The sequence below is a fragment of the Paenibacillus sp. V4I7 genome (assembly GCF_030817275.1).
Lineage (GTDB): Bacteria > Bacillota > Bacilli > Paenibacillales > NBRC-103111 > Paenibacillus_E.
Genome location: NZ_JAUSZD010000002.1, coordinates 7,697,160 through 7,723,684, shown reverse-complemented (window position 1 = coordinate 7,723,684; position 26,525 = coordinate 7,697,160). Strand labels below are relative to the sequence as shown.

The following is a 26,525-nucleotide window of genomic DNA, read 5'->3' as shown; positions in this document are numbered from 1 at the left end:
CTCTTAGCCATGGCAGTTATCCATACTTTCTCCTTAGTTATGCATGGGAAACAATGCAAAACAGCTTCGCCCTTTTATTAAGGGCGAAGCCAATAGAACTAAATTTAAAGGACTTACTTCGGATAATTAACGGTTGGATTCACACAAGCTGGAAGCGCTAGTCTACCAAGACCTGCCAATAAATTATCCACAGCTAAATGTGCCATGCGATTTCTCGTTTCGTAAGTTGCACTACCTACATGCGGGGTTATTAAGATATTCGGAAGGCTGAGTAATGGATGGTCTCCCGCAAGCGGTTCTGGATCGGTTACATCTAATGCGGCGTATGCGATTTGTTTACTTTTCAATGCTTCGTAGAGGGCCTCGGTATTCACAATAGACCCGCGTGCCGCATTGATAAAATAAGCTGAAGGCTTCATCTGTGCAAACTCCTCCGCTCCAAACATGCCCCGGCTTTGATTCGATAAAGGAACAAGGGTAATGATAAAGTCGGACTCCTGCAGCAAGTCCCTAAAGTCAACATATCTCGCTTCGAGTACATGATCATCCATACGCCTTGTACGGTTATAGTAAATAATGTTCAGCCCGCACGCCTTAGCTCTCCTAGCTACAGCGCAGCCGATATCCCCCATACCTACGATACCGAGAGTTTTCCCAAACAAATCTACACCGTATGGAATATTGTTATTACTTGCCCAATTGCCTGATTTAACAAAATCCCAACATTCATGAATTCGGCGAGCTGCGCTCAGCAATAAGGTAAAGGTTAAATCTGCCGTTGTTTCAACAAGCACACCAGGTGTATTTCCAAAGGGAATTTCCCTCCTCGTGCAGGCATCGATATCTATATTGTCATACCCTACCGATGATTGTGCAACGACTCTTAATTGAGGAGCATTAGCCAACAAATCTTCATCTACCTTTACATCACCTGTGCTGAATAAACCCTCCGCATCCTTTAACCATTCGAGTAATACTGTGCGTGGAATCGGTCCAGCTTCTTTCCAACACTTCACCTCACAATGCTGTTCAATTCTTTCCATGGCAGCAGGCCATGTTTCTTTGGTTAATACCACCTTAAATTTCGTCATAAAGGTTTATCCCCTTCCTATCATGCAAGTATACCAACCCCTCACGGATCAGAAGAGATCGGTTTTTTACTTTCCGTTATTTTCCATCAGCTCTCACTGCTTGAATTAATCTGAATAATTGCTTGGTTGTACTTCTTAGATGATATCCCGTTTCAATAGGATCCATGGCTTGCTCAAGAGACATAGGAGCGGTGATGATGGAATGAAAAGAAGTAACGCCTAGATCATTCAGTACCGAGGCCTCTTTAGTAACTCCACCCGCTAACGCAATAACCGGAATGCCTTGTGCCTGTGCAAGCGCAGCAACTCCCAATGGAGCCTTGCCCATCGACGTTTGTCCATCAAGCTTCCCTTCTCCTGTTATCACGAAATCAGCCCCCGCCATGCTTTCCTTTAATCCGATCTTGTCCAGCACCAGCCCAACACCAGATTGCATCTCAGCCTTAAAAAAAGCAGCAAATGCCGCTCCAAGTCCACCAGCCGCGCCCGCTCCGGGGATGTCTTGAAGATTTACACCAAGCTCTCGCTCGGCGACACCGGCAAACAGGTATAAGCCACGATCCAGCTCCTCCACCATTGCGGGATTTGCTCCTTTTTGAGGGGCAAACACATAAGCCGCTCCGTTAGGTCCGTACAGTGGATTGTTGACGTCGCAGGCAATCTTAAACTCACATTGTCTTAATTCTGGACAGGCATGGTTCGAATCAATACGACGAATCATGCTTAGGGCATTCCCGCCTGGACCGACATCATTGCCCTCTTGGTCCTTGAAACGGTAGCCTAAAGCCTGCAGCATCCCCACACCCGCATCGTTCGTGGCACTTCCGCCGAGACCAATTACAAATTCACGGCAGCCTTGCCCCATCGCATGTGCAATGAGCTCACCGACTCCATAAGTTGTCGTAAGCATCGGATTCCTGAATGCCTCAGGCACTAGCGGCAATCCACAGGCTGCCGCCACCTCGATCACGGCGGTTTTTCCGTTACCTGTTATTCCATAGGTTGCCTGAGCCGGCTCCATAAGGGGGCCTGTAACCTTAACAGATTGAAGTTGTCCGCCTGTTGCATTTACAAGCGCTTCTACCGTTCCTTCACCGCCATCGGCTATAGGGAAACTTACAATATCCGCATTAGGGTAAACCTCTTTAATGCCTAAAGCGATTTCTCTGCTTCCTTCCATCGATGAAACGCTGCCCTTAAAAGAATCGATAGCTATGACCACCTTCATTTTGCTAGGCCCCCTATTCCGTTCACATTACTTTTAGTTTACACAAATTTTGACAACCAGTCACCATGAGCTTCAATCAGATCATCACACATAGCAGCATGTTTTCATAATCTTTTAGACGTTCTTTTTTGAATAGAATCAGTGCTAGCTTAAAGCCTCGCTGTGCTGATATTTTTAAACTTCTTTTTTATGTTCGATATTTTACCTTATGTATTCAACAAGGAAAGGGGATCCTACTAGTTAATTGTTCCGTCGTAAAAAAATAGGAGTTCCTCCAACTTTTAATCCTGGAAGAACTACCTCTTATAAATCATGGTTGTGTCGTCTCTTGTGATGGAAATATTATGTAGACCGAGAATCTGAAGTCTCTTTCAACATATCGTCATGAAGTTCTTTCTCTTTTAAAATATCAACAATGGGCATAATTACTCCTATTTTCTAACGTTAACTCAATTTCTCTCATATTCGCGTATGCTTAAGTCCATTTCACACTAATTAAAAGGCGATGCTTCATGAGAGATAGGATGAAATCCGAGTAGTAGTCTTGTCTAACAATAAATTGATATTCATGATTCAAAAACGCGTAAAATAATACATCGGTTAAAACGTGATTATGTTCAAAATCATATTGTATTTCCTTAATTCTATTATCTAAAGACCCATCACCAATAACACGAATGCGAAATTCAACATCCTGGCCATTTGCTGTTTCACTAATTTCTAATTCTTTATCATTATACGTATACGTTAGCATGCTAAACACCTTCCCTTTCCCTACATCAAATATCTAAAGTAAATATAAAAGCTCGAGAGAATGATTGAAAGAATCATTAAAGGAAACCCGACTTTGAGGTACTTGATAAAGGTAATTGGATAGCCCTCTTTAGCTGCCAATCCCGCAACGATTAAATTAGCACTTGCACCAATCAGTGTACCATTGCCACCAAGACATGCTCCTAAGGCAAGACTCCACCACAACGGTTCCAAGTTACTTACTCCCATATTACCCATCTCATGAATCATTGGAATCATCGTAGCAACGAAAGGGATATTATCAAGAAATGCAGAAGCAATCGCACTTAGCCATAGGATCAGCATCGAAGTTGCCAACAAATTGCCTCCTGTTAATTCTATCGCTTGCGCAGCCAATTTAGCTATGACTCCGGTTTCTACTAGTCCAGAAACAAGCACAAACAATCCTACAAAGAAGAATAGCGTTGTCCATTCTATACTATGGAATGCATGCTCCAGCATATGCTCCCCCGTCAAAAGAAGTAACAAAAAAGCGCCTGTTAATGCGACCGTAGCAGATTCTAAATGTAAGCTCTGATGCAGGAAGAAACCTATTATTGTAAGGCCAAGAACAAGCAGACATTTCCTTAGAAGCTTATGATCTGTAATCATGGCTCTCTCATCCATATCCATAATACTTCGCTGCAGTTCAGGCGTTGACTTGATCTGCTTCCTAAATAGGAGGACAAACAAAGGGACATATGCCAACATAATGATGATGGCAATTGGAGCTAAATTAGTGATAAAAGCCATAAACGTAAGCTCTTCAACTGCGCTACCGATCATAATGTTCGGAGGATCACCAATCAAAGTTGCTGTGCCACCTACATTTGAAGCGATGATTTGTGTAATCAAGAAAGGGATTGGGTTTACTTGTAGTTGTCTTGTAATGCTGAAAGTAACCGGAACCATGAGAAGTACAGTGGTTACATTATCCAAAAATGCAGAGCAAACAGCTGTGATAATCACTAATGCTACCATAATCCTTTTTGGGTTACCTTTTGCTACTTTTGCAGCTTTTAGAGCCACATACTTGAAAAGCCCTGTTTCAGCCGTAATACCCACAATAATCATCATGCCAATGAGTAAACCAAGTGTGTTGAAATCAATATGATGTAGCGCTGTTTCTTGATCAACAATGCCTAGAACGATCATCAAGACTGCACCAATCATCGCAATGATCGTACGGTGAATTTTCTCAGAAATAATAATGCCATAAATAATTAAAAAGATACCAATTGCCCAGATTGCTTGATGCTCCATAATTCCTCCCAGTCACTTCTCTTAATTAAGAATCACCCAAAATAGTACTTATTATGTAGAAAAAGACAAAAAGAGCCCTTGATGACAGGCTCCTCCGAAAATCAAAATATATATCGTTAATATACATGTTTTTAATATCGAAGTAAACAATATGCCATTAAACAAATAGAATTTTATCTCTATCCGCCTATCTTTCCGATCGATGTTGTGCAAGGTGAAATAGGTCTGTCAGCCATTTACCAAGTAATCCACCGACAACGTAAAAAATAAACAATTGAACATAACTTGATTCCACCAAATGAAACAACTCCAACCAAGAAATTAATGGCTTGAACACAAATGCAAATACAATGGATAATAATCCAAGGTATACATAGTAGTTCTTATGACGATTTAATGTCCATTGGTACATAAGCATATATGTAACAGGTATGAGAGAGGCATCCAAGCCGAAACTTGCAGGAGGATAAGGAAAAATTTTAAATGGATATTCCCACATTTTATGAGATGTTCCATATGAATCTATATAAATTGCGATAACATGAATGGCTAGACCATAAAACCCAAGACGAAAAGCTTTTTTTCTATCCATTTTCAAAACTAAGATAATTAAAGGCACTATAAAAAACGCCATTACAACCCAAAATTGCCATGTTCCTATATTTGAATAGGTCTTCCAATACATGGTCCAGTCATTTGTTACTGTTGATATGCTGTTCGTTAATTCTCTGAGAGCTTCCTGTTGTTTGTCCGTCATAACTAACACCCCTTATATTTTGTAGATTTCCACTAATTGAAAATTTTTATCCAGACCGGTGACATTTCCAAGAAAAACCTCCCTCATACCCCAAAATGCTTAGTTTATACGCAATATACAAAAACAAAAAAAACCTCTAAATAAGAGATAATCCTTAATAATTGAAATTAGTTAAAACAAAAAGAAGAGCCCTTAGCTTTCTGGCTCCTCCTGAAATAAGTGTTATATGATTTGTATTGGTCATCCTTTAGAATATAAGCTAATTATTTTGTTTTCAAGTCCTCAATCGAATCGATATTCATATATTTCGGAACAACCAGCCCCAATTTGGTGCCGTTCAAGTTAGCTCCCAAATCCTCGATTTTCCCAGCATATTTATCAAAATAATCTTTATGTGTTGTAGGAAGCCAAGCTGCAACCATGGCATCCGCGCTTCCATCTGAGATTCCTGCCCACATAGGTCCCGCTTCGACTTGCAGCATCTCAACTTTGTAACCAAGCTTCTCTTCTAGTACAGCTTTCACAACATTGGTACTAGCGATTTCAGAATCCCACGCGACATAAGCCAGTTTAAGCTTCTTTCCTTTTTCTTGGGGCAGATCCTTCACCCAACTATCAACTTTGGTCGCATTATTCTTTACCCACCCACCGGCTGCTTCTTCCGGCTTTTCCCCTTCAATAATAGCCGACATAACGACCGCCATATCTTCGGGTGTCCACTCAAACCGGTCTAGCATGGTGTATGCTGAAGGGGCTTCCTTTTTCAAGCCATTTCTCACGATTGTATGTATTTGCTCGTCTTTCCCGAACACACCTTTGGGATCATTTAAATATTTCAGATCATATTTAGCGAACATCCAGTGTGGTGTCCACCCGGTCACAATAATAGGCTCCTTGTCTTTGTAAGCCTTGTCCAGAGCTGCAGCCATCGCTGCACTTGAGCCCTCCACAAGCTTCCAATCCTTGAGGTCATAATCATTCAATGCCTGCGCGGTTTGCTTCATTAATCCTGCTCCAGGATCAATACCTACGATCTCATGTTTAACCTTATTCCCTATACTAGCATCCGATGATGCTACTTTAGAACACCCAGTAATGATTAGTAGTGAGGTTAAAATCACCAGCATGATAGATTTAGCTGTATTTTTCAACATATTTATACACTCCTTTTTTTCTTCAGTATGTACTGCATCATTCTATCAAGCAGTATAGCCAATACGACAATAGACAAGCCTGCTTCAAAACCCTGACCTGTTTTAATTTGAGTAACAGCACGATATACATCCGCCCCAATACCCTGGGCACCAATCATAGAAGCAATAACTACCATTGAAAGTGCAAGCATGATGGTTTGATTTATTCCAGCCATAATCGTAGGCATAGCTAGCGGGAATTGAAGCTTGAACAATTTCTGAGTTGCTGTCGAACCGAATGCATCTGCTGCTTCTACTAAATCCTCGGCAACCTGCCTAATCCCCAAGTTAGTAAGTCGAATAGTAGGTGGTACGGCAAAAATGACGGATGCGATCACACCTGGTACTACGCCTAAACCAAAGAAAGTGACTGCTGGGATCAAATACACAAATGCCGGCATTGTTTGCATGAAGTCCATTAAGGGAGTAACGAAATTCCGAACCTTCTCACTTTGTGCACACCAGACTCCAAGTGGGATGCCAATGAGAATGGATATGAGAGAGGAAGTCATAACTAGTGCCAGTGTGTCCATTGTATGGCTCCAATAGCCTAAGTTATCGACCAATAATAGACCTGTAGCAGAAAATACGGCAAACGGCCACCTACCCAAGTAATAAGCCAATATCGTAATCCATGTAATAAACAGAAGGGCTGGAAAAAAGTGAAAAAAGGAAGAAAAAGCATTCACACTGCCTTCGATGCAATCTGAGATTATTTGAAATAAGAAAGCACAGTTTGATTCAAGTACATCCACACCTTTTTCGACCCATTCATCTAACGGTATCTTTGGGATCAATCGTTTTTACCTCCTCTTTAGCATTCGGTTGACCAGCGAGCGCTCCAAGAACAGCTCCACGAACAATAACGCCTAAGATTCGCCTATTCTCGTCGACGACACCTATCGGGTATTTGGAGGTCCCACATATCTCAAACAACTCATATAACATTTGATCTGGTACAACTGTCGGCGCATCTCGGATAACAATGTCCTCCAGATTTTTTCCGTATCGCACGGCTCCAGATGCATCTTCTGCGGTTATGACGCCAATTAATTTTTTTCCGCGATCAACGACGAACAAGTTGGAAATACCGTTTTCACTCATGAGCTGAAGAGCAACCCTCGGACCTCTGTCAATTCCTACCGTTTCCGGCCTACGCATGACCGAAGATGCCGTCAATACTTTGGACAAGTCTACATCTTCTACAAACCTCTCTACATATTCATTGGCTGGGTTCATCATAATCTCTTCCGGCTTCCCAATTTGGACAATGCTTCCATCTTTCATAAGGGCGATTCGGTCACCAATGCGAAGTGCTTCATCTAAATCGTGCGTGATGAAAACAATCGTTTTTTTCATCTTATCTTGAAGTTCCAATAACTCATCTTGCATATCCTTCCGAATTAGTGGATCCAAGGCACTAAAGGCTTCATCCATTAAGAGAATATCAGGGTCATTAGCTAGCGCTCTGGCAAGACCTACTCTTTGCTGCATGCCGCCGCTTAATTGAGAAGGCATACTGTCTGCCCAATCCTGCAGTCCAACAAGCCCCAAAGCTTCAATCGCCTTTGTACGTCTTTCCTTTACCCCTATACCCTGGATTTCTAATCCATATTCCACATTTTGAGCAACGGTTCTATGCGGGAATAATGCAAATTTCTGGAACACCATACTAATGCTTTCTCTTCTTACACGACGAAGCTCTTCATCCTTCATACCTACAATATCTTTGCCATGAATGGATATGCTTCCTTTCGTAGGTTCAATTAATCTGTTCAGCAGTCGAACCAAAGTTGATTTCCCGCTGCCTGACAGCCCCATGATGACAAATATTTCACCCGATTGTACCGAAAAGCTGACTTCGTTGACACCCACTGTATGCTTCGTTTCCCTGTAGATCTGCTCCTTTGACTGTTTTTGGGTCAGTAACGAAAGAGCAGAATGGGGATCAGGCCCAAAAATTTTTGTCACCTGATGCACATCAATTATAGTCATACGCTCACTCCTTTCTGTATGAGTTAATCCCTTTTATCTTCTATAGTGTAAAGAAATAAATTCAGTTATGTCAACAATAAATTCTGTTTATACCGTTTATACAGAAATAACTGTACAAAAATGTCGTTTATCTCCTATACGCTTTATCATCCTATTTAATGACTTTCTTTACTTTATTAAAATTGTTTCTTACAATAGCGATGTAAACAAAAAGGCAGGGTGAATAGATGCTATGGAACATATACAAGGAATAAATTCAGAACAAGAAGTCATCATACAAAAAGCTCGAAAACGTGTCATTGAATCCATCGGTAAAAATATGGATCTTTATGGCATCACCCAGTCAATCGGTCATTTATACGGACTTCTTTTTTTCCAGAATAGTCCAATGACATTAGACGAAATGGGAGAGGCCATGGAAATGAGTAAAACCAGTATGAGCACAGGCGTGCGTACACTGGTTGATTTGAAGATGGTCAATAAAGTGTGGGAAAAAGGTTCACGAAAAGATCTTTACGAGGTAGAAATGGACTGGTTTCAAACCTTTGCGGATTACTTCGGGTTAAAGTGGCGTAAAGCATTAGAGATCAATCTTAGTTCTCTTCGCAAATCAAAAGTAGAGCTTTTGAATCTCTACAATCAATTTCCTCATGAAATTTCACTACAAGAGGTCCTTAAAGTTGATCTCGAGAAAATTGATGAAGCTATTCGATATTATACATGGTTGGACCGACTCATTGATTCATTTGAAACGGGCGACATTTTTAGCTTAGTACCCAAAGACCCGCCTAAAATCAACGACTAGTTTTCCGTTTGTTGACTCAGAAGCTCGTCCAGCTTCTTTATTCGCTTTTGCTCTTTCTTTCTTAATGCCTTCGCGTATTGACATAAATGAAAGATCATTGTAAATTTAAGTTACAAGTGTATACGGTGGTTTGCTTGATCATAATAATAAACTAACTAAATATTGCTGCGTTTTGGAGGAGCCTGTCACCAAGGGCTCCTTTTATTCTTTTTTCGACATAGGAGCCCTTGGTTGGGCTCTTTTTTTATGCCTAGAAAGGAGCACACAACAATTTGCATTTATAGGGAATAGTATTAACAAATGATGAAAATCTAGGAGGAACTATGGAACAGCAAGCAATCTTGGCAATTGGTATCTTTCTTCTCACGTACGGAATGATCATCGCCGAAAAAATTCATCGCACGATCGTAGCTATGATCGGTGGCGTCCTCATGGTCGTTCTCGGCGTTGTTGATCAGGAATCGGCTATGCATCACATTGACTTTAATACCTTAGGGCTTTTAATCGGAATGATGATTATTGTTAGTATTACAGCTGAAACCGGGTTATTTAAGTATATTGCACTGATTGCGGCAAAAAAGGCAAAAGGTGATCCCGTCAGAATCCTAGTGTCACTCGTGCTTATCACGGCGATTGGTTCGGCCTTCCTTGATAACGTGACAACCGTACTGCTCATGGTGCCTGTTACGTTCAGCATTACGCGGCAATTACGTGTAAATCCGATCCCCTTTTTGATCACTCAAATAATTGCATCTAATATCGGAGGCACCGCGACATTAATTGGTGATCCGCCAAACATCATGATCGGAAGTGCTGTCAAGGAATTGACTTTTATGGCATTCATCAACAATCTAGCTCCTGTTGTCGTTGTCATTATGGCCGTCACAATACCGATCTTCGTGTTTTTATTCCGCAAGCAAATTCAGACCACTCCAGAGCTGAAACAAAGCATTATGCGCATAGATGAGAAAGAAGTAATCACCGACCACAAATTGCTAACCAAAAGCCTCTCCATTCTGGGACTTACGATTGTCGGGTTCTTTCTCCACCAACTGTTTCACCTTGAGTCGGCAACGGTAGCCTTAGCAGGGGCATTCCTGTTGCTGCTTCTGACTGGCGAGCATGCCATGGAAGAAGCTTTCACGAAGGTCGAATGGACCACCATCTTCTTCTTTGTCGGGCTGTTCGTCTTAGTCTCCGGTCTGGTGGAAACTGGCATCATCTCCAAATTAGCTGCACAAGCCATTGAACTTACGGGCGGGAATCCCGTTGCGACGTCCATGTTGATTCTATGGCTCAGTGCAATCGCGTCTGCGTTCCTGGACAACATACCTTTTGTCGCAACGATGATCCCTATGATTCAGGAAATGGGGAATATGGGAGTTGAGAATCTAGAGCCGCTGTGGTGGAGTCTTGCATTAGGGGCTTGTCTTGGCGGTAACGGTACGCTAATCGGGGCAAGCGCAAACTTAATCGTAGCTGGCATGTCCGGTAAAGAAGGACACCCGATTAAATTTGTTACGTTTATGAAATACGGTTTTCCACTTATGCTGCTCTCCGTTGTATTGGCTAATATCTACATTTATTTCCGATATTTAATATAAATGCAGGAGGAATGAACTGTGAAATTAGTCTATGAGTGGAATCCTGATATTATAGACATCCAGGAGATAGAGATTATGAATGACATCGAGTTCTCTATCCGAGTTCTCTCACCTTCGTTCTTCACTACAATGAAGCACATTCAGAAAATTTTTGAAACGAACGATGTCATTACCGATGTTTTCGTCTATACCTACTCTGACCACGAATATCGTGTCGTTGTCCGTAAAGATTATTACGGAGACTTCATCCTTCAACTCATGAAATGTCGTTTATTAACAAAAGTAGAATGGAAAGAGGAACTCCCATAATAGGGAGTTCCTGTAATGGCATACTATTCAACAACTCTTCCGGTAAGTGAATGAATCATGATTGATACTTGGCGCCCTTCTCTCTCGTAGGTGAGGACATGAACAAGAGGAACACCTTCTCTAGTCGGCAGGTAACATGATTCTACGTTTACTGATTTACTTTCCTTAAGAGAATCGTCGTAGGTTAAGGCTATTCGTTTCGCCTCCTCGACAGATACCGCGGGGTACATAGGCCTACCCAAGCGTTTCTCTTCTAAGTCCGCGTGAAGTATGCCATTTATACGCTTCACTACTCCAGAGGAGTCTAACTCTACAATTAACTGATTACCGCATACAGAGTTCTTGAAGAGTTGTCTTTGCAAGACAACCTTTATGGAGGTAGTGCCTTTATCAACTGATATTATTTTCAAGTCTTTATTTACATGCTTCAGACCATACATTGTTTTGATCTTATCGAGGTAATTGTATGTAATCCATCCCGGCGAATGCGCTGAGGGCTTGGTTAAATTCCCAGAAAGCAATTCAGGCGTTTGCGTTACAGTATTCCATTTTACTTGCAAGGTATTTTCACTCTCTGCACGAATGTTCTGAAGAACCCTCTGGGAACGTTTAGATATCTCTGTGTTCTCTGTCATTGGTATCAAACTAGAGAACGATACTAACAAGGTTAGAATCATCTTTGTAAACATGTTATCATCTCCTAACAACAGTTTCTGGTTATTCAGGAGATTTTATTCAAGGAAAAGCGAAATTAAATTTATCAACACGAAGATTTTAAAGTCACCTTTTAGTGGTTGGTGATTAAATTGCTATAATCATTGTATTCGTTCCGCTTAGTAAACAAGATATATCTTTTTGTATGAAAGTATCCGGTTGGATCGGAGCAGGACTCTTGATATTAGTAGCGATCTAATCAATTGTGCTGGCAGCTTCGTCATTCAACTATAGTTACCCGTTTAAGTTTGATGTATATTTTCTTCTCAAAAGGAAATCTAAATCTTCGTGTTTCCGGTTACCTCGCTTTCTTTCTCCGATGTAGGGGACGCCAATTCAATTCTTGGTCATTTTTGTGTTTTGCTCTCGGCTCCTTGAACACTTCATCTTGCCACATTTGATACAGATAAATGATCAACGCAAAACCGACCATCATCGCAATAACAGCTATTGTAGGCAAAGTCGATTCACTCGAAACAAGCCCCATCCGTTGCCATATCGGGTAAACGATGTACATAAATAGCCCATCCAAAAGGACATTGACAATCAAATATAACCACAATTTCCCGAAAGTAAAGCGGAATACCCAAATAACAATAGCCAAATATGCTCCATACACCCAAGGAACCGGGATGACTTTATCCCACCCGAACAGACTGGAACCTGTCTCTTCCCACCATCCGTAATGGTAAGCCGCTTGATAAGCCAAGGTATGGATGACGGTCATAAACAAGGCGACAGGCATATACCTGCGTACAGTATCCATTTTCAAAAACAACAAGGACGCCCAAGGTAATATCAGTAAAGACCAGAGAATAATCCCATTCATGTCATTTGAACCCCATATCATTTTTCTTGTAGTGTTATTCCTGGTTCCTAAATTTATTCGTTTCATCCGAAAAAATCTTGGGGTCACTTATACTTTCTGGATACCCTTAAACTCCATTAAATCACTAAATTTCATAAGTTAACTACCTTTTCTTAATCATTTCCCTTGAAATTCCACTGTATGAATTGACAGAAGGCTGCCGATCATTTGCTATCGGCAGCCTTCTGTCGTTGTTCATTGAACTATAGTTCTTCGTCCCTCGGTTTAATCGACCCTCACTTATCTACTCTAAATGCAACCTTTGCTTTTATCTGTATTTCCTTCATCTCTTCCTTTGCCGATCCATGTAGTGGAGTGAACCGGGCTACTCCGGAGACTTCATACTCGCCCCAAGGGAGTGAACCGCTTGCACGGTAAGACTCAGCTACTTCTTTAATAAAATCAACGTATTCCTTCGGATCTTCAGACCTGTAACCGCCTCCACCCCTGTAGCGCTCTCTTAGAGGCTCTCCCTTCTTAAGAAGGGTAACAATGCGAGGCATGTTCATCATATAGATGATCTCAAATCCTCTTGTCTTTTCTGTAATCGGAAAATAAAACGGAGAAGCTGCGTGGGCGATTTCGATTTCCTTACCTTCACCTACGTATTCCAATTCTGCGTATAGATCCACCTTCTCACCTTGTGAATAAGTTGATTTTCCTGATATGAGTCGATATACAAAATCTCCTTCGGTCACCTCCGACTTCGACCCGATCTGCTCCTCTCCTTGTGCTTGTTGCTTTTCGATTTTTGTCCCTTCATAGCCCCCTAGAAACGTTAAGGCGACGACAGATATGATAATAATCAACTTGCTCAGCCTAAATCCCCCCCATTTGCTGTTCCTACTTGCTCAATTAGTTATTTGCGATTGGTTGCCACGTTGGTTCAGATCACAACTTCACTATAATTTTACCACATATTGGAACTTTCCTGCCCGTTACTTCAACGGTCAACGGCAGCCGATCGTGTGCCGGCTGCCGTCATGTCGTGATTGAACTATTGTTCCCAGTTAGTTGAATATAAAGTGTGAATTCCTGAGTAATACTTTTTAACCATTTATATCGAACTCATATATAGGGTTTATGCACCTCAAAATGGAGACAATTGCATTATTATATCCAGACATTTTTTCTGTTTCCCTTTCATCACTAATTACCTTGTTTTCGAATTGTACTGTCAGCATACGAATAATGCCTAAATACTTGTTTACAAATTCGTTTTCGTCCATTAGTTTCACATCAACCAGCATTTCATTGTAAGCAAGCAGCTCACCTTCATCATTATACTGAAACTCTAATTTATCGAATATGTTATTCGTTTTTGTGAAATTTATTTTCCTTTCAATAATATCAACAATGGTAAATTGCATCATTCTTTTAGGTTCAAGCATATACTCACCCTTTCATCATAGCTTACGTTTTATTAAGCGATCCTGCCCGTCCCATAATAAACAAAGCAGTTCGCGGAGGCGCCTGCTTTGTTTGTCTGAGTCTATGCAGCTAAAGTTTCTCGTTAGTCGAACGATTCTATCGTTAAGAGTCCTTCGGAGAATAAATCACCGGTGAATCGGCATTTTTCAGCCATAGATATGCGTTAGTTCCGTCAGGATCGGCAATCCATATATTAGCGTCTTGATAATGATATTTTCGTTGTATCCAAATCATTTTATCGGCCGAACGTATGTAATCCGGACTATAATCGGCATATCCTTCCGGCGGACTCGTAATTTGGGTTTGTTTACCCGAGACGGTGTCTATAACAAATAAAGCCGGAAGAGGATGCTTAGAAAAATCATTCGACCATTCCGCTTCTTTAATTCGGGAGACAAAGATCGTATTGTCATCCTTCCAAGCAAAATCCAAGTCGGCGTAGTTCTCAGGCGTATAGGTTGTGAACGCAGGAAACTCCTTCGTTTTTAAATCTTTATCCTTAAAACCAAAAACAAGTCTTCCCCCACCTGCAATATACGCTAATATGTCTTTAGATGGCGCCCATTTGGGCTTTCCGACTTGTAGAATGATCTCATCCAACACATCAAAATGACGGCCGGCCGCGGAGATCGTACAAACCATATTACTGTCCATTGACCAAGATGCCGTAGGCGATACAACGAAAGAAAGCCAGCGGCCGCTCGCGCGAGTATGAAAAATCACTTGGATAGACCGCAATAATCTTTGAGCCGTTACTTGATATCTCATTAGGCAGGCTAAAAAATTTCTCAACATTCACCGAATAGCTCGCCTCCGCCCAATTTTGCGGCAGGACTTTCTTATAAAGCGTCGCTCCGGTCCATCCCTCAGGCGTAAGGTCGCCACTTTTCGATAAAATAAATCCGCTACCGTCAGGAGTCCAGACATATCCATCAACTCCAAGTGCAGCATTATTGAATTGCTTGAGGTCAGAAACATTTAGAGTGGTACCATCTTTATAGGCAAGAATGTCGCCGCGGGGAGACCACTTCGGAAAATACCCTCTTTTATAAATTTTTATTGTATTCTTGGCGGTGACATCATAGATATGAATGCTCTGCTGAGGTGGGTCCGCTTTATCTTCTTCAACATAGGAGAGTAACTTTCCATCAACTGACCATTCCGGGCCCATCGCCTTTCCCGATTTCGATACCTGAATCTCCGTAACCATTCACAAATACCCACACGTTGCCATCCCTCATAAAAGAAACTTTCGCCGGCACCTGCTTCGAACCAAAAGCTGGATCTGCCAATTGAAATACCGAAATTAAGAATACAATCGTTACTACGAATTTCCGAAAAAACATAAGCATTCACCTTCTGGAAATCATTTTCCATTAGCACTGCCCATTATTTTGGGAATTTACTCAGTCTAAGTATGTTCAATCAAATATAAAGTCAGTTACATGCTGTCGGCAGCCTTCTCCCTTATGTTTATTGAACTAACGTTATCCGTTAGCGTAACGAAGGCATTGATTGCCAGAGTCTATCCACCGAATGAAATTCTGAACTGTGTCAAAGTTGCTACCTTCCACATGAACTTCATCTTTTATTTCTACCTGACATACTCAATAGAACAATTGCTAAAGCAATTATTGGGATTAGATGTCCTTCGAATATTTATTTTGTGACTTTGTCGGCAATCTGACGATATTCTTGTCATCCGACAATTTAGTATAAATGTAGAGGGTGCATGCATTTGAGGTCATTGGGATAAAGATAAATAACTTAGTGGCTTTTTTATTTTATCGGATCAGTTAACAAGGCATGCCTGTAATTCGGCAGCCTCCTTTCTCAGGCAATACTTCCAATCCAATCTCAATATTGCGTTCGGAATATGATTTCGAATGGAGGAAAATACTAATCAAAAATTAATTAGGGAGTTTTTATCATGGAAATAATTAAACCCATTCAGCTTGGTTCAACTAAATCGAATATCAGTGAAAAACTAACATCAGCAGAAATGGGTAAACTTTGGGCAACATACATGGGAAACAGCATGTCAAAATGTATATTAAGCTATTACCTTCAACACGTTGAAGACGAAGAGATCAAAACTTTATTAGAGAATGCATTAAAATTAAGCGTAGAGTTCATGAAAACAACGAAAGATATTTTTAAGAAAGAAAACTTCCCAATTCCTAACGGTTTTTCAGAAGAAGACGTTAACCTTGGTGCTCCTCGTTTATTTGAAGATGAATACTATGTTCATTACTTGAAATATGCAGCTAAAGCAGGAATGAGTATTTATAACGTAGCCGTACCGCTTGTTTATAGGAAGGATGTAAAAGAGTTTTTTATTTATTGTATGGATTCCACAATGGCTTTGATAGAACAAATCAACGATATATTAATGAATAAGGGATTAATCATCAAACCACCTATTATTCCAGTTCCAGATAAAGTGGAATTTGTTCATCAAGGTTTTTTAAATGGTTTTTTGGGACATGTACGTCCTTTACACGCATTAGAAATTGCCCATTTGTATGATAATATTGAAAATAATGCAACAAGCAAAGCATTAATCATGGCATTTAGCCAAGTAGTAAAATCGGAAAAGATTCGAAAATTGTTTATAGAAGGTAAGGATCTGACTCATAAAAGCATTGAACAGTATATGGAAAAACTACATAATGAAAATCTACCTTCACCATCATTTCTTGACCATTTGGTTACAACATCAACGTTTTCTCCATTTTCAGATAAGTTAATGTTATTTCATAAGATTGACATGTTTTCAATGAAAATTAGAGCGTTTGGAAATTCTGCGGCTGTAAACGGAAGACATGATATGGGAGTCCTCTATGCAAAGTCATTAATGAAAATCTCATCATTTGTTGAAGATGCAGCGAAAATTTTGATTGAGAACGGATGGATGGAACAACCACCCTTTGCTGTTAATAGAGATAAGTTAGCGTCTGAAAAATAATCGTTAATGTAATTGAGAAAAGAACCAACCGCGACTTGGTTCCTTAGTATGTATATTTCATTTCCCTTTATTTGTGGCAATATTAAGTTCACTATATATGATGGTCATGTTCTCGTATGTATCCTTAGTCTGAATCAGTTGCAGGAACCATCTTCCTCTTTATTCCCCCCTCTTGATAAACTTCAATTTAGCTTAATAATAAAAAGTGACCCACAGCTACGTGCTGAGGGTCTAAGTTTATATTTTAAAGGGGGTCGACTTTTATTATAAGCTTGAATGATTAATGCCACATGAAAATAAGATTTCAATTATGTAACAAATATTTAATTGTGAATTTCGGTTGATCCACGGCAAACTGTCCCCTGTTCATGAAGCCTTTCTGCGATAGTTTAGAGCATATTCTATGGACAGCCAGGCCCGTTAACACAACGCGGCCACCGTTCATACCGGCAGCCGCGTCTATTAAGCTATAGTTCGCCGAGGGAGCGTAATACAAAAAACAGCCGTTTGTTCTGTCTGGCTACCGATTGATTCTATTCAGCTATCGTTCTGCGATAGCTGAATCATAAAATGAACTCAATTAACTTCCTATCTATCTCAGCGATATCACCAATCTCTGATGTACCATCCCAAAGGATAATTGAAGAAGCCTCATCGTTTTCAACAAAATCTTCAAGTAGGCATAGTTCCCCCATGAACAAAGCCCCATATTCTGTCCGTTCAGGGCCATGAAAACTTGGCTGAAGTCTAAACTTCATTAGACCTTTGAACTCAACCATATTGATATTCTGATTGGTTTCTTCAAGTAATTCTCTAATTACACATTGTTGAGCATTCTCTCCCGGTTCAATGACACCTCCTGGCAGTTCCCAGTTCTTTCTCCACTTATTGTTCAAGAAAAGGTACTTACCTTGGCACCTCACCACGATTAGAGCATGTGTTAAGGGAGCATCCAGTATAATTGCATTGAGTTTATCATACTCGATTCTTATAAAATCCAAAAAAACATTACCCCTTGAGTCTGTCATGATTGCCATTTTAATTCCTCCTTTTCTATTGTAACAAAAATAAAAAACGCGCTAGACCCTAAGTCCTGCGCGTTTTTATCGCAGGATGGGAAGCGCGAATAGCGTTAACCCATCCCTATTTTTTGAGGGATGAATTAACGCTTTTCATGATGATGAGATTGTTTTAAGGTCAAATTAAACATCACCAATTCTCCTTAATCAACATTACATTGTAATAATACCCACCAAATTGCTATAGAGTCAAGCATAAATCCCTCCGTTCGCATTAGCGTAACTGCCCGTTAGTTTAATCGCCGGGGGAGCCATCACATTATAACCCCATCCTAATAACAATAGATTCCATTCATCTAGCATAATCACTTCCTCCTGTTGCTAAAAAAAGCGTTCACCCAGTAAAGTGAACGCCTAATTGCTTCGAAACTTTATTGTCTGCCAACATTATGTTAGCGTTAGTTCGTTGGTACTTGAAATCACAAGCGGCTAGAGTAACTCAACTTTATGTAGTAAGAGTTATTTGTGATATCTCCCAATCTTTAACTCCATAAAAAGCATAATCTCATCCATATCACTGTCCGATAATTTGTTGAATAGCTCAATTAACTTCAGTTCTTTTTCATTAATCACTGTTTGAAACAAATCTATTGTATGTACGTTATTCTCTTCTTTAACAAACTCACCGAGGATTAGCCAACTCAAATTAGTTTTACATGTCCCAAGAACGAATAACGATCATGAACGCTTTTTTCGTCAAACTAAAACCCGCCATCGCCGGATGACAGGACGCCGTAGTTGGAATGATTACATCCTTTGAAGTGGAGAGTTTGTTGTGTTGGTTGACGATACTCTTCAACAGGAAAATGAATTAGAGCGTCTCCAACTTGTTGATTACAACACTTTTGCTCAAGAACGTAGCAGATGGAACGAGCGTCTTCATGAAGGGATTAAGCGAAATCTGATAATGGACAAGATTGATTAATCAAATCCTTCATATCAATCTTCGATCTACCTGTTACATGTAGGGAGAGAAAACGAACACCGAAGTAAACGGTATTTCTTTTCAAGGTGATCGTGTGTCTGGAAAGCACGGAGCCGTACACCTGGATGTTAGGCTGACTAGCGTCACAACTGAATAACATGTCCACATGACCGTCCGGAATCGCGACGAAATCTGGAGATCCCACGCTTTTGGAGCGAAATTGATAAAATAAAGCGGGGATGTGGCGCGCGTCGCCATGCGCTTTGTATTCTTGATAATCAGCCGTATGCCGCTCTATTTCAGGCTGCAAAGGGACATAACCATGGGTCGTATCCGTCATGAACTCATTCATCGCCTGCTCCCCCTCAAATATCCAATTGGTTTTAAATCATTATTTTAATGAGCGAACTAAAAATTGTCAACATATATAACATATGCAAATATATTAAGTGACATGAACGGGCGGAATTCCAAAGATATTGGTATGAAATAAGCATTCCAAGCACACTAACGTTGCATAAAACTTAACGCCAAAATCTTACTTATTGAATATAACTGCCCGTCGTTAGCGCAATGACGGCTGCCCTGCGGCAGCCGTTTTGTGTTGAACTATCGTATCTCGTTAGTCCTATGAAATTCCTGACCTCTCGGAAGTCATGACTTTTTCCCATACAATTCCGTTAGATCTGCAATTTTTGTCATAATCCTCTCGGGAATCTCCTTTAACAGCTTAAACCAAGGCACAAAAAGTTCTTCGTCCAAACGGTATTCCTTATATACCAAGGCAGGTGTAAACGCACAAGATTTCAAATAAGTCTCTACCAGCTTGTTCGTCTCCTCATTCGTCATAATCGTTCCTTCCAGAAAATAAGGAATGGTCAAACCATCAACACCAGCATCTTCGTTTACTGCAGTCATAAAGTGTGGAACGAGCTCCAAAAACTCAGCTACTGGACTAAATGCATGCTTCCCAGGCTGCGAAAACAGCCGCACATGCGTCCCATCGAGCAAATTGCTTCGGTCCTTCAGGAGCCCTTTCAAATACTTGCCGTGAAAGCTCGCTTCACAATCGATGACATTTCCATCATGGCCTATGTAAACCCATACATGCTCCAATTCATACAAATGCTGAATATCATAATCCCAATAAATTGCGTATTCAATAATCTGCTTCAAACGTAGATCATTGAATGAAAACGATCTTCGAAAGGAAGGGGAGACCCCCTCCTGTTCAAAAATCGTTACCCCGACCCGAACCGGAAAAAAGGGCTCATTTTTATCAAAGTACAGATAAGGCGCGTAAACCTGAATAGTTTGCATATCCATAGGATGCTCCCCCTTATTTTTTATTACAATATCCTCTTGTTAACACTTCAAGTTGCAGATTAAGCTTGCAGCTTCAGGTATGAGGTATATTCAACTTTAGTTTCCGTTAGTTGAGCCTCTCTGCGTTAAATCAGAAAAGGTGCCACGATTTTCGCATTTTTTTAGGTATGATATTCATTATAGATCCATCACGCTCCACGATGGCAAGACCAAGAAGTTGCAAATCCCCGTTGGAGATTTTGTCAACATATATAGACTACCCTCCACGATGCTAAAACCGAGATTTCTAAGATCTGAACTGTAAAAAAACATATTAAATTCCTACTCTCTCTTGTATGTTGAATAAATTGAATCATTCCCAGAATGTTTTATAATTTCATACATTTGTTCAGCTAATCTCCCGTTAGCTTAATCGCCGGAGTGGCCCTCAATCAATTTATCCCCCACCTAATGACAAAGATTCGTTCGTCTAACTAGCATCCTGCTAAAAAAAGCATTCACCCAGTAGAGCGAACGCCTAATTACTTCAAGACTCTATATTGTTACTTCAAAACTTATTGTCGATGAATATAACAACCGACGTCCGGTAACAGAGTTGCGTAATTGTATTACCGTCAATTAGAAGTGATTAAACATAAAGCCAAAGATTTCGCTTACTCAAGAAATGAATTTAACATCCAAACATGCTTTTCCAAGGATGTGTGAATAGCCAGCAACATATCTGCCGTTGTGTCATCGTTGAGAGATTCTGCTAATACCATCCCGCCCCTTAATTCTACAATCATAATTTCAAAATCTTGAGCGATGGTTTTCACCATTTGATCCGCATTTTCTGTCCCGGTTGCTTCTTTTACTGAGGAATAATTTAAATAATCTACCATTCTCGCCATCGGCAGCCCCTTAATTGCAAGTAACCGTTCTGCTAAATCATCACTGTGAAGCGCAACTTCGTTGTATAACTCTTCAAATTTGAGATGAAGCGTAAAAAACTGATGTCCTTTCACATACCAGTGGTAGTTATGCAGCTTGGTATACAGCACATTCAAGTTTGCTATTTGTTTATTCAACACTTCTTGCAGTGTTACGGTAGTTGAACTCATCATATCTCGTCTCCAAAATTCAATTTATTTTTTCTATAAAATATTTAGCTATAAACTATATTTCCTCTATCTCCAGATTCCAGTACTGCCTTTACGATCTCCAAACCAAAGCTTCTTCTATGCTCTAGTAATGAACCAAACTTTTTGCTTTGCCATATTAAATCCCATCCTTTTCAAAATAGTTTGCGATTCTGTTAAGAATCTGAGCTTATTTCATCATGATTCCAACAGGTCAGATCATCGCAGCCGGTACTTTTTTGTTCCTTCCGCCTGATGAGTTAACTATACCGAACTTGTTGATCTTTCGCTTCGCTGTAAAGTCCGCACTATTTGTTCATTTAGTTCAATCGTGCAAGTTGCTTTTCAATATTTCTTTCCAAAGCCGTGATTTGATTTTTCTATTCATTAAAGGGTTAAAATTTTGTAAGGTTGATTTTCCACAGATTGTTGGCATATGTATAAAAATTCCACCACAGCAAACAATATGGCTAGTATTAGTGGGAAGTGGGGGATTTTCCATGTTAAGGGCTGACACAACTAGTCTCATTGTTGAACAAATCACGGAACGTCTTGGACAATCTCCCGACTTCATTTGTAAAGAACTGGTAATCAACGAAGAATTGAACCTTTACTGCATTTATCTTGCATCGATCGTAACGACGAATCAGATCGATGAAATGCTATTGAAGCCCATTTTTGAAGGAAATCCAAGCATAGAAACATCTACACATCATCCAGTTCACTGGTTGACAAATAGAATCCCGCTTATTGGGCGGAAGGAATTGTCAGGATCCATAGAAGGTATCAACGAACTTCTTGAAGGTCATTGTCTTCTCATTCCAACCTGGGGAAATACAATTCTAAGTTATGATGTCTCAAAAGGGGAATATCGTACTATTTCGGAACCCACATCGGAGGCTTCTGTTCGTGGTCCAAGAGAGGGCTTCGTTGAGGATATATCGCGGAATGTCGCTTTAATCCGGAAAAGACTGAAGAACGAACATCTAGTGTTTGAATCCATGACGATCGGGTCAGCAACAAAGACTAAAGTATACCTGACTTATCTCAATAATGTAGCCTCCGTGCAAGTTATTGATGAGTTCCGCCGTCGTCTTCATGCCATTCAAACCGATAGCATTTTGGAGAGTGGATATATTGAAGAATGGATTCAAGATAAAACATTCTCGCCGTTTCCTCAACTAGTTAGTTCAGAACGACCAGACATCATTGTCGCTAAATTACTCGAGGGACAAGTCGCGGTCATTACAGACGGAACACCGATCGTTCTATTGGGGCCCGTCACTTTTTTTCAAATGTTCTCATCGGCAGAAGACTATTACCAACGAGCGGATATTGCCACTCTTACGCGTTGGTTGCGTATGCTTGCTTTTTTGTTATCCATATTCATACCCTCTCTTTATATAGCGGTGGTAAGCTATCACCAGGAATTATTGCCTACCTCCCTCCTAATCAGTTTGGCGGCTCAACGTGAAGAAGTGCCGTTTCCTGTGTTTATTGAAGCGATTATCATGACGGTAACATTCGAGATCTTACGTGAAGCCGGACTTCGTATGCCGCGTATTGCCGGCCAATCCATATCTATCGTAGGCGCTCTCGTTTTAGGCCAGGCCGCAGTGGAAGCCGGGCTCGTTTCGGCAGCGATGGTTATTGTTGTATCCCTTACAGCTATTTCGAACTTCGCATCTCCTAACTACAGTTTCGGTATTACTCAAAGAATCATTCAGTTTTCTTTTATGCTATTGGCCGGGGTACTGGGATTATTCGGCATCATGTCCGGCGTTTTTTTTCTACTGGTTCATTTGGTGTCGATACGTTCGTTCGGTGTCAAATATATGACTCCACTAGCTCCCGTAGCGCTTTCCGACTTGAAGGACACCTTGGTTAGGGTCCCCCGGTTTTTAATGAAACGAATTCCGCGTGCGTTTTATTCAAAGAAATAAAATGGAGTGAGAATCGTGAGAAAATCATGTCTTGCCTTATTTCTTCTGCTGTTCTGCTCAGGATGCTGGGATATGAAGGAAATTAATCAATTAGCGATTGTCAACATCGCTGCAGCCGACAAAGACCCGAAAACGGGTATGATCACCGCTTATTTTCAAGTCATTAATCCCTCAGGTGTCTCAACGAAAAAAGGCGGCTCAGGAGGCGCAGCCGTATATACGTATGATTTCAAGGAATATAGTTCGGGGAGATTTGCGGATAAGACAAGCAGGGTAATGCCAAGGTTGTTTTATACACCTCAAATACAGTGTTATATTGTTTCGGAACGGTATGCCCGGCAAGGTATTTTAGATTTAATTAATTTTCTGGAGCGAGATCCGGAACATCGGACAAATGTGGATATTATCGTTTCCGACGCACCGTTATCCGTTGTCATGAACAGCTTTACCTCTCTGGAAAGAGTACCGGGCCGGTATATTCGCTCTTTGTTTGAACTTCATGCGCGTAATTTTCATATGAGTGTATTCCCTAGCCGGTTAAACGATTTAGCGAAAGGTATCAATTTCCACCAACCGACCATCATCCCCATTCTCGAATACAGCAGCAAGCAACCTGCTTCTAAGGCAGATAAATTAGAAAGCATCAATGCAAGTAAAGAGTCGATGAGTTTTGATGATGGAGCTGTGTTTATCCATGCTCGCATGGTTGGCCGTTTGGGTGTGGAAACAAAAACGGTATTCTACATCTTGAATGGCAATCTCGAGAAATTTGTAGAACCCATTGTAGTTAATGGAGAAAAGGTCGATGTTGAAGCACAGAATGTTCGAGTTCATAGGGAATATGACCGCTCTTCCTCTCGTCTTACTATACAGGTCCGAGCTGATCTTCGGATATTAAGCAATAAACAAAATGAAATGACCGTTCAGAATCTTCATGATATAGAAACGGCATTTAATCAATCCCTAAAACAGAAAGCAAAGTCTTTCGATGAATTGTGTAAAAACAAAGACTGGGATCTGCTAGGCATTCAGGATAAAGGCGTTGATCCTGCAGCATGGCATCAATTTAAGGTCTTGGTTCTCGTAAACTCCAAGGTCACAACGATCGGGAATACAGGATCTTCATACAAGGTAGAAAAGAGTGATTGATAGATGGAAAATGCCCAGCTAAGCGGATGGCAATTGGTCACATTAACTTTTTGCTTTGTCTGCGGTACTACGTTTCTTTTGTTACCGGGAAAACTTATCGCTGATGCAAAACAGTACGGTTGGCTCGTTTGTGTGTGGTCGTTATTGTACGGGTTAGTTCTGGCGGTGTTGTGGCTGTATTTATCCAAACGTTACCCTGGGAAAAGTATCGTACAAATTGCGACACAAGTTCTGGGGAAATGGGCCGGAGGAATCGTCACTTCTCTTTACATCCTTTATTTCATACAAATTGCAGCTTGGGTAACACGTAATCTAGGTGACTTTATGCATGCCAATCTGATGCCGCGAACTCCCATTTCTATTTTCAATATCGTAGTGTTGCTCGTGTGCGCTTATGCTGTTGTGAAAGGGATTGAGTCGATTGCAATGGTTTGTGAGCTTGTTACGCCGTATATTGTGGTCGCTTTCTGGATTCCCTTCTCGGTCATGCTTAAGGTTTGGGACTGGCGGGCGTTCAGTTACCCCTATCATTTTCAGCTTTGGACCACAATTCTTCAAACCAAATATGCGCTTGCATTTCCCTATATGGAGACGGTTATGTTCATGATGCTTTTTCCATATGTAAAACGCAATTTAAAAACTTCATTTCTTTTAGGAATCGGCTCAGCCGGGGTTATCCTTTCTATTTCTATGTATATGACAATTGGTATTTTAGGATTAGAGCGCGGCTCCCATCATCTATACCCGGTTTACACCATTTTTCGTGAAATGAAGTTTTCCGGTTTCGTAGAACATTTAGAATCGATTCTTTCTATAAATATTTTCCTGTTAGTCTGTATCAAATTAAGTTTGTTATTTTATTGTGCGGTAACAGCGATATGCCAGCTGTTCAAAGTGGACAGACGCTCTGTAGTTGCCTATCCGTTAGTATGGATCATCTCCGCGTACTCCCTCTTATTCGCAAACGTTATAGAGAACGTTGAGTGGGTTCAAAAGTATTTGTTTAGCTACTATATGCTTTACGCCGTCATCGTTCCGGCCATTCTAATTATTGGTTCCTGGCTGCGGAACAAACAGAGGAGTGAAACCACGGCATGATCAGTATGCTAATCCTGTACACAATATTTCTCATCGGAGGTTTGATGGTTCTTAACCGGGTACGAAAGTTGATTAGAAAGGAATTACTTATTTTCATCGGGGTGACAACAGTGGGTGGAGTTCTTTGGGGAAGCATCATTGTACATCATCCACTTGATTTGAATAAGCTCATCGCATTGATTATTGACGAGTTGCAATAAGATTTCATGTTTGATTTTTCGGAGCTCCTATTTTTTTCATATATTCAACGATTAATCTATCTAAGCACTGGCTGATGCATATGACCTCAGGGTGATGTAAATCATAGCCAGAGGAAATGACTTTGTTTTCCAGTTCTTTTTTTATTCTCTGTATTAGTAAGAATAAATCGTGCTCTTGGATGAGTTTTTCCATTCTATTATCTATTAAACTTTTTTTCAATTTCCTCACTGTGTAGATTTGATTTGTTCTGAGCGGCCGATGCGTTAAATATACCAGACGAATCATGATATTACTTTTCTCATAAGCTCAAGGAATTTATCTATCTAGCTCATATTCTGTTCAAAAAAAACAAGGCCACCTTTAGCAAGGGGCATTGGTTCGGATCATCTCATTGCCGCCAACCCGGCGAAACTCATTTTCTTGAAGGACCCTTAGCAATTTGCCTTGAAGCGCGTAATCGAGGTCACCGATCTGTCGGATGTCCGCTACTTCTACCTAATATTGTCTTAACTGCGGAGTAAGCGATAAATTTTGTTGCTGAACTAATGAAAGCGAAGCTTCCATTCTTCTCCCCCCCTTATTACTAAAAGCGCTTACATAAAAATAAGAGATCTATCTTTTTACATAGCAAAAATTATGCCAACGGGGGAACTCAAGCCTTTGCAATC

General features: G+C 40.6%; 29 protein-coding genes. 8 read left to right on the top strand and 21 right to left on the bottom strand.

What is annotated here, in order from left to right:
- Positions 1–113: 113 nt before the first annotated feature.
- From QFZ80_RS36290 to QFZ80_RS36255, 8 genes are all read right to left on the bottom strand, one after another.
- Positions 114–1,091, bottom strand: coding sequence for a 2-hydroxyacid dehydrogenase (locus QFZ80_RS36290; RefSeq protein WP_307563440.1), 978 nt, complete (start codon positions 1,089–1,091; stop codon positions 114–116).
- A gap of 76 nt (positions 1,092–1,167) precedes the next feature.
- Complete coding sequence (locus tag QFZ80_RS36285; protein ID WP_307563438.1) at positions 1,168–2,319, bottom strand: glycerate kinase; 1,152 nt, start codon at positions 2,317–2,319, stop codon at positions 1,168–1,170.
- A 475-nt stretch (positions 2,320–2,794) separates the two neighbouring features.
- Positions 2,795–3,073 (bottom strand): hypothetical protein, encoded by a 279-nt coding sequence (locus QFZ80_RS36280; RefSeq protein ID WP_307550402.1) that lies wholly within the window; start codon positions 3,071–3,073, stop codon positions 2,795–2,797.
- Positions 3,074–3,093: 20 nt separating this feature from the next.
- Positions 3,094–4,374 carry an ArsB/NhaD family transporter gene (locus QFZ80_RS36275; protein WP_307563436.1) on the bottom strand — a complete coding sequence of 427 codons (1,281 nt, stop codon included), beginning with the start codon at positions 4,372–4,374 and terminating at the stop codon, positions 3,094–3,096.
- 187 nt (positions 4,375–4,561) lie between these two features.
- Positions 4,562–5,131, bottom strand: coding sequence for a CBO0543 family protein (locus QFZ80_RS36270; protein WP_307550404.1), 570 nt, complete (start codon positions 5,129–5,131; stop codon positions 4,562–4,564).
- Between the two features lie 263 nt (positions 5,132–5,394).
- Positions 5,395–6,282: a glycine betaine ABC transporter substrate-binding protein gene (locus QFZ80_RS36265; protein WP_373460457.1), complete on the bottom strand. Its 888-nt coding sequence runs from the start codon at positions 6,280–6,282 to the stop codon at positions 5,395–5,397.
- Positions 6,283–6,287: 5 nt separating this feature from the next.
- Positions 6,288–7,118 (bottom strand): ABC transporter permease, encoded by an 831-nt coding sequence (locus QFZ80_RS36260; RefSeq protein WP_307564324.1) that lies wholly within the window; start codon positions 7,116–7,118, stop codon positions 6,288–6,290.
- Positions 7,096–8,319 carry a quaternary amine ABC transporter ATP-binding protein gene (locus QFZ80_RS36255; RefSeq protein WP_307563434.1) on the bottom strand — a complete coding sequence of 408 codons (1,224 nt, stop codon included), beginning with the start codon at positions 8,317–8,319 and terminating at the stop codon, positions 7,096–7,098. The genes QFZ80_RS36260 and QFZ80_RS36255 overlap by 23 nt, the downstream gene beginning before the upstream one ends.
- A gap of 232 nt (positions 8,320–8,551) precedes the next feature.
- Here QFZ80_RS36255 and QFZ80_RS36250 point away from each other — a divergent pair, with 232 nt between their 5' ends.
- From QFZ80_RS36250 to QFZ80_RS36240, 3 genes are all read left to right on the top strand, one after another.
- Positions 8,552–9,124 (top strand): GbsR/MarR family transcriptional regulator, encoded by a 573-nt coding sequence (locus QFZ80_RS36250; RefSeq protein WP_307550406.1) that lies wholly within the window; start codon positions 8,552–8,554, stop codon positions 9,122–9,124.
- 287 nt (positions 9,125–9,411) lie between these two features.
- Positions 9,412–10,728 carry an ArsB/NhaD family transporter gene (locus QFZ80_RS36245; RefSeq protein WP_307564322.1) on the top strand — a complete coding sequence of 439 codons (1,317 nt, stop codon included), beginning with the start codon at positions 9,412–9,414 and terminating at the stop codon, positions 10,726–10,728.
- Between the two features lie 18 nt (positions 10,729–10,746).
- Positions 10,747–11,037 (top strand): hypothetical protein, encoded by a 291-nt coding sequence (locus tag QFZ80_RS36240; RefSeq protein ID WP_307550408.1) that lies wholly within the window; start codon positions 10,747–10,749, stop codon positions 11,035–11,037.
- A 23-nt stretch (positions 11,038–11,060) separates the two neighbouring features.
- Here the strand turns inward: QFZ80_RS36240 and QFZ80_RS36235 are convergent, their stop codons facing one another.
- The 7 genes from QFZ80_RS36235 to QFZ80_RS36205 all read right to left on the bottom strand — a co-directional run bounded on the left by QFZ80_RS36235 (position 11,061) and on the right by QFZ80_RS36205 (position 15,396).
- Complete coding sequence (locus tag QFZ80_RS36235) at positions 11,061–11,726, bottom strand: hypothetical protein (RefSeq protein WP_307563431.1); 666 nt, start codon at positions 11,724–11,726, stop codon at positions 11,061–11,063.
- Positions 11,727–12,049: 323 nt separating this feature from the next.
- Complete coding sequence (locus QFZ80_RS36230; protein ID WP_307550412.1) at positions 12,050–12,580, bottom strand: hypothetical protein; 531 nt, start codon at positions 12,578–12,580, stop codon at positions 12,050–12,052.
- A 275-nt stretch (positions 12,581–12,855) separates the two neighbouring features.
- The gene (locus tag QFZ80_RS36225) at positions 12,856–13,428 is read right to left on the bottom strand and encodes a hypothetical protein (protein WP_307550413.1); all 573 of its coding nucleotides are present in this window, start codon (positions 13,426–13,428) and stop codon (positions 12,856–12,858) included.
- A gap of 240 nt (positions 13,429–13,668) precedes the next feature.
- Positions 13,669–14,010, bottom strand: coding sequence for a hypothetical protein (locus QFZ80_RS36220; protein ID WP_307550415.1), 342 nt, complete (start codon positions 14,008–14,010; stop codon positions 13,669–13,671).
- Positions 14,011–14,152: 142 nt separating this feature from the next.
- On the bottom strand, positions 14,153–14,704 hold the full coding sequence (locus tag QFZ80_RS36215; protein WP_307563429.1) for a hypothetical protein: 552 nt from the start codon (positions 14,702–14,704) through the stop codon (positions 14,153–14,155).
- A complete protein-coding gene (locus tag QFZ80_RS36210) occupies positions 14,694–15,221 on the bottom strand; it encodes a hypothetical protein (RefSeq protein ID WP_307563427.1) in 528 nt (175 codons plus the stop codon). The genes QFZ80_RS36215 and QFZ80_RS36210 overlap by 11 nt, the downstream gene beginning before the upstream one ends.
- Positions 15,199–15,396, bottom strand: a complete 198-nt coding sequence (locus QFZ80_RS36205; protein ID WP_307563425.1) for a hypothetical protein — start codon at positions 15,394–15,396, stop codon at positions 15,199–15,201. Before QFZ80_RS36205 ends, QFZ80_RS36210 begins: the two co-directional genes overlap by 23 nt.
- Positions 15,397–15,980: 584 nt before the next feature.
- Between QFZ80_RS36205 and QFZ80_RS36200 the strand changes: the two genes are divergently transcribed.
- Entirely contained in the window at positions 15,981–17,018 is a 1,038-nt protein-coding gene (locus QFZ80_RS36200) for a DUF3231 family protein (RefSeq protein WP_307563423.1), read from the top strand.
- A 563-nt stretch (positions 17,019–17,581) separates the two neighbouring features.
- Here QFZ80_RS36200 and QFZ80_RS36195 read toward each other — a convergent pair.
- The 4 genes from QFZ80_RS36195 to QFZ80_RS36180 all read right to left on the bottom strand — a co-directional run bounded on the left by QFZ80_RS36195 (position 17,582) and on the right by QFZ80_RS36180 (position 21,451).
- Positions 17,582–18,055, bottom strand: a complete 474-nt coding sequence (locus tag QFZ80_RS36195; RefSeq protein WP_307550418.1) for an NUDIX domain-containing protein — start codon at positions 18,053–18,055, stop codon at positions 17,582–17,584.
- Between the two features lie 932 nt (positions 18,056–18,987).
- Entirely contained in the window at positions 18,988–19,374 is a 387-nt protein-coding gene (locus QFZ80_RS36190; RefSeq protein WP_307550420.1) for a DUF6597 domain-containing transcriptional factor, read from the bottom strand.
- Between the two features lie 302 nt (positions 19,375–19,676).
- Positions 19,677–20,348, bottom strand: coding sequence for an NPP1 family protein (locus tag QFZ80_RS36185; RefSeq protein ID WP_307550422.1), 672 nt, complete (start codon positions 20,346–20,348; stop codon positions 19,677–19,679).
- Positions 20,349–21,001: 653 nt separating this feature from the next.
- Positions 21,002–21,451 (bottom strand): Dps family protein, encoded by a 450-nt coding sequence (locus tag QFZ80_RS36180; RefSeq protein ID WP_307437992.1) that lies wholly within the window; start codon positions 21,449–21,451, stop codon positions 21,002–21,004.
- Positions 21,452–21,966: 515 nt separating this feature from the next.
- Between QFZ80_RS36180 and QFZ80_RS36175 the strand changes: the two genes are divergently transcribed.
- The 4 genes from QFZ80_RS36175 to QFZ80_RS36160 are packed head-to-tail and all read left to right on the top strand — an operon-like array spanning position 21,967 to position 25,856.
- Positions 21,967–23,409, top strand: coding sequence for a spore germination protein (locus tag QFZ80_RS36175; protein ID WP_307550424.1), 1,443 nt, complete (start codon positions 21,967–21,969; stop codon positions 23,407–23,409).
- 15 nt (positions 23,410–23,424) lie between these two features.
- Positions 23,425–24,558 carry a Ger(x)C family spore germination protein gene (locus QFZ80_RS36170; RefSeq protein ID WP_307550426.1) on the top strand — a complete coding sequence of 378 codons (1,134 nt, stop codon included), beginning with the start codon at positions 23,425–23,427 and terminating at the stop codon, positions 24,556–24,558.
- Between the two features lie 3 nt (positions 24,559–24,561).
- A complete protein-coding gene (locus QFZ80_RS36165) occupies positions 24,562–25,656 on the top strand; it encodes a GerAB/ArcD/ProY family transporter (protein WP_307550427.1) in 1,095 nt (364 codons plus the stop codon).
- A complete protein-coding gene (locus QFZ80_RS36160; protein ID WP_307550430.1) occupies positions 25,653–25,856 on the top strand; it encodes a hypothetical protein in 204 nt (67 codons plus the stop codon). The genes QFZ80_RS36165 and QFZ80_RS36160 overlap by 4 nt, the downstream gene beginning before the upstream one ends.
- A 4-nt stretch (positions 25,857–25,860) precedes the next feature.
- Here QFZ80_RS36160 and QFZ80_RS36155 read toward each other — a convergent pair whose 3' ends face one another.
- Both QFZ80_RS36155 and QFZ80_RS36150 read right to left on the bottom strand, forming a co-directional pair.
- Positions 25,861–26,142, bottom strand: a complete 282-nt coding sequence (locus QFZ80_RS36155; protein WP_307550432.1) for an aspartyl-phosphate phosphatase Spo0E family protein — start codon at positions 26,140–26,142, stop codon at positions 25,861–25,863.
- A gap of 75 nt (positions 26,143–26,217) precedes the next feature.
- The gene (locus QFZ80_RS36150) at positions 26,218–26,328 is read right to left on the bottom strand and encodes a sigma 54-interacting transcriptional regulator (RefSeq protein WP_307564320.1); all 111 of its coding nucleotides are present in this window, start codon (positions 26,326–26,328) and stop codon (positions 26,218–26,220) included.
- Positions 26,329–26,525: the final 197 nt, after the last annotated feature.

Excerpts from the sequence above, each read along its gene's own strand:
- QFZ80_RS36290 (WP_307563440.1), bottom strand. The coding sequence starts at position 1,091 with ATGACGAAATTTAAGGTGGTATTAACCAAAGAAACATGGCCTGCTGCC.
- QFZ80_RS36285 (WP_307563438.1), bottom strand. The coding sequence starts at position 2,319 with ATGAAGGTGGTCATAGCTATCGATTCTTTTAAGGGCAGCGTTTCATCG.
- QFZ80_RS36280 (WP_307550402.1), bottom strand. The coding sequence starts at position 3,073 with ATGCTAACGTATACGTATAATGATAAAGAATTAGAAATTAGTGAAACA.
- QFZ80_RS36275 (WP_307563436.1), bottom strand. The coding sequence starts at position 4,374 with ATGGAGCATCAAGCAATCTGGGCAATTGGTATCTTTTTAATTATTTAT.
- QFZ80_RS36270 (WP_307550404.1), bottom strand. The coding sequence starts at position 5,131 with ATGACGGACAAACAACAGGAAGCTCTCAGAGAATTAACGAACAGCATA.
- QFZ80_RS36255 (WP_307563434.1), bottom strand. The coding sequence starts at position 8,319 with ATGACTATAATTGATGTGCATCAGGTGACAAAAATTTTTGGGCCTGAT.
- QFZ80_RS36250 (WP_307550406.1), top strand. The coding sequence starts at position 8,552 with ATGGAACATATACAAGGAATAAATTCAGAACAAGAAGTCATCATACAA.
- QFZ80_RS36235 (WP_307563431.1), bottom strand. The coding sequence starts at position 11,726 with ATGTTTACAAAGATGATTCTAACCTTGTTAGTATCGTTCTCTAGTTTG.
- QFZ80_RS36230 (WP_307550412.1), bottom strand. The coding sequence starts at position 12,580 with ATGAATGGGATTATTCTCTGGTCTTTACTGATATTACCTTGGGCGTCC.
- QFZ80_RS36220 (WP_307550415.1), bottom strand. The coding sequence starts at position 14,010 with ATGCTTGAACCTAAAAGAATGATGCAATTTACCATTGTTGATATTATT.
- QFZ80_RS36215 (WP_307563429.1), bottom strand. The coding sequence starts at position 14,704 with ATGGACAGTAATATGGTTTGTACGATCTCCGCGGCCGGCCGTCATTTT.
- QFZ80_RS36210 (WP_307563427.1), bottom strand. The coding sequence starts at position 15,221 with ATGGGCCCGGAATGGTCAGTTGATGGAAAGTTACTCTCCTATGTTGAA.
- QFZ80_RS36205 (WP_307563425.1), bottom strand. The coding sequence starts at position 15,396 with ATGTTTTTTCGGAAATTCGTAGTAACGATTGTATTCTTAATTTCGGTA.
- QFZ80_RS36200 (WP_307563423.1), top strand. The coding sequence starts at position 15,981 with ATGGAAATAATTAAACCCATTCAGCTTGGTTCAACTAAATCGAATATC.
- QFZ80_RS36195 (WP_307550418.1), bottom strand. The coding sequence starts at position 18,055 with ATGGCAATCATGACAGACTCAAGGGGTAATGTTTTTTTGGATTTTATA.
- QFZ80_RS36190 (WP_307550420.1), bottom strand. The coding sequence starts at position 19,374 with ATGAATGAGTTCATGACGGATACGACCCATGGTTATGTCCCTTTGCAG.
- QFZ80_RS36185 (WP_307550422.1), bottom strand. The coding sequence starts at position 20,348 with ATGGATATGCAAACTATTCAGGTTTACGCGCCTTATCTGTACTTTGAT.
- QFZ80_RS36180 (WP_307437992.1), bottom strand. The coding sequence starts at position 21,451 with ATGATGAGTTCAACTACCGTAACACTGCAAGAAGTGTTGAATAAACAA.
- QFZ80_RS36175 (WP_307550424.1), top strand. The coding sequence starts at position 21,967 with ATGTTAAGGGCTGACACAACTAGTCTCATTGTTGAACAAATCACGGAA.
- QFZ80_RS36165 (WP_307550427.1), top strand. The coding sequence starts at position 24,562 with ATGGAAAATGCCCAGCTAAGCGGATGGCAATTGGTCACATTAACTTTT.
- QFZ80_RS36160 (WP_307550430.1), top strand. The coding sequence starts at position 25,653 with ATGATCAGTATGCTAATCCTGTACACAATATTTCTCATCGGAGGTTTG.
- QFZ80_RS36155 (WP_307550432.1), bottom strand. The coding sequence starts at position 26,142 with ATGATTCGTCTGGTATATTTAACGCATCGGCCGCTCAGAACAAATCAA.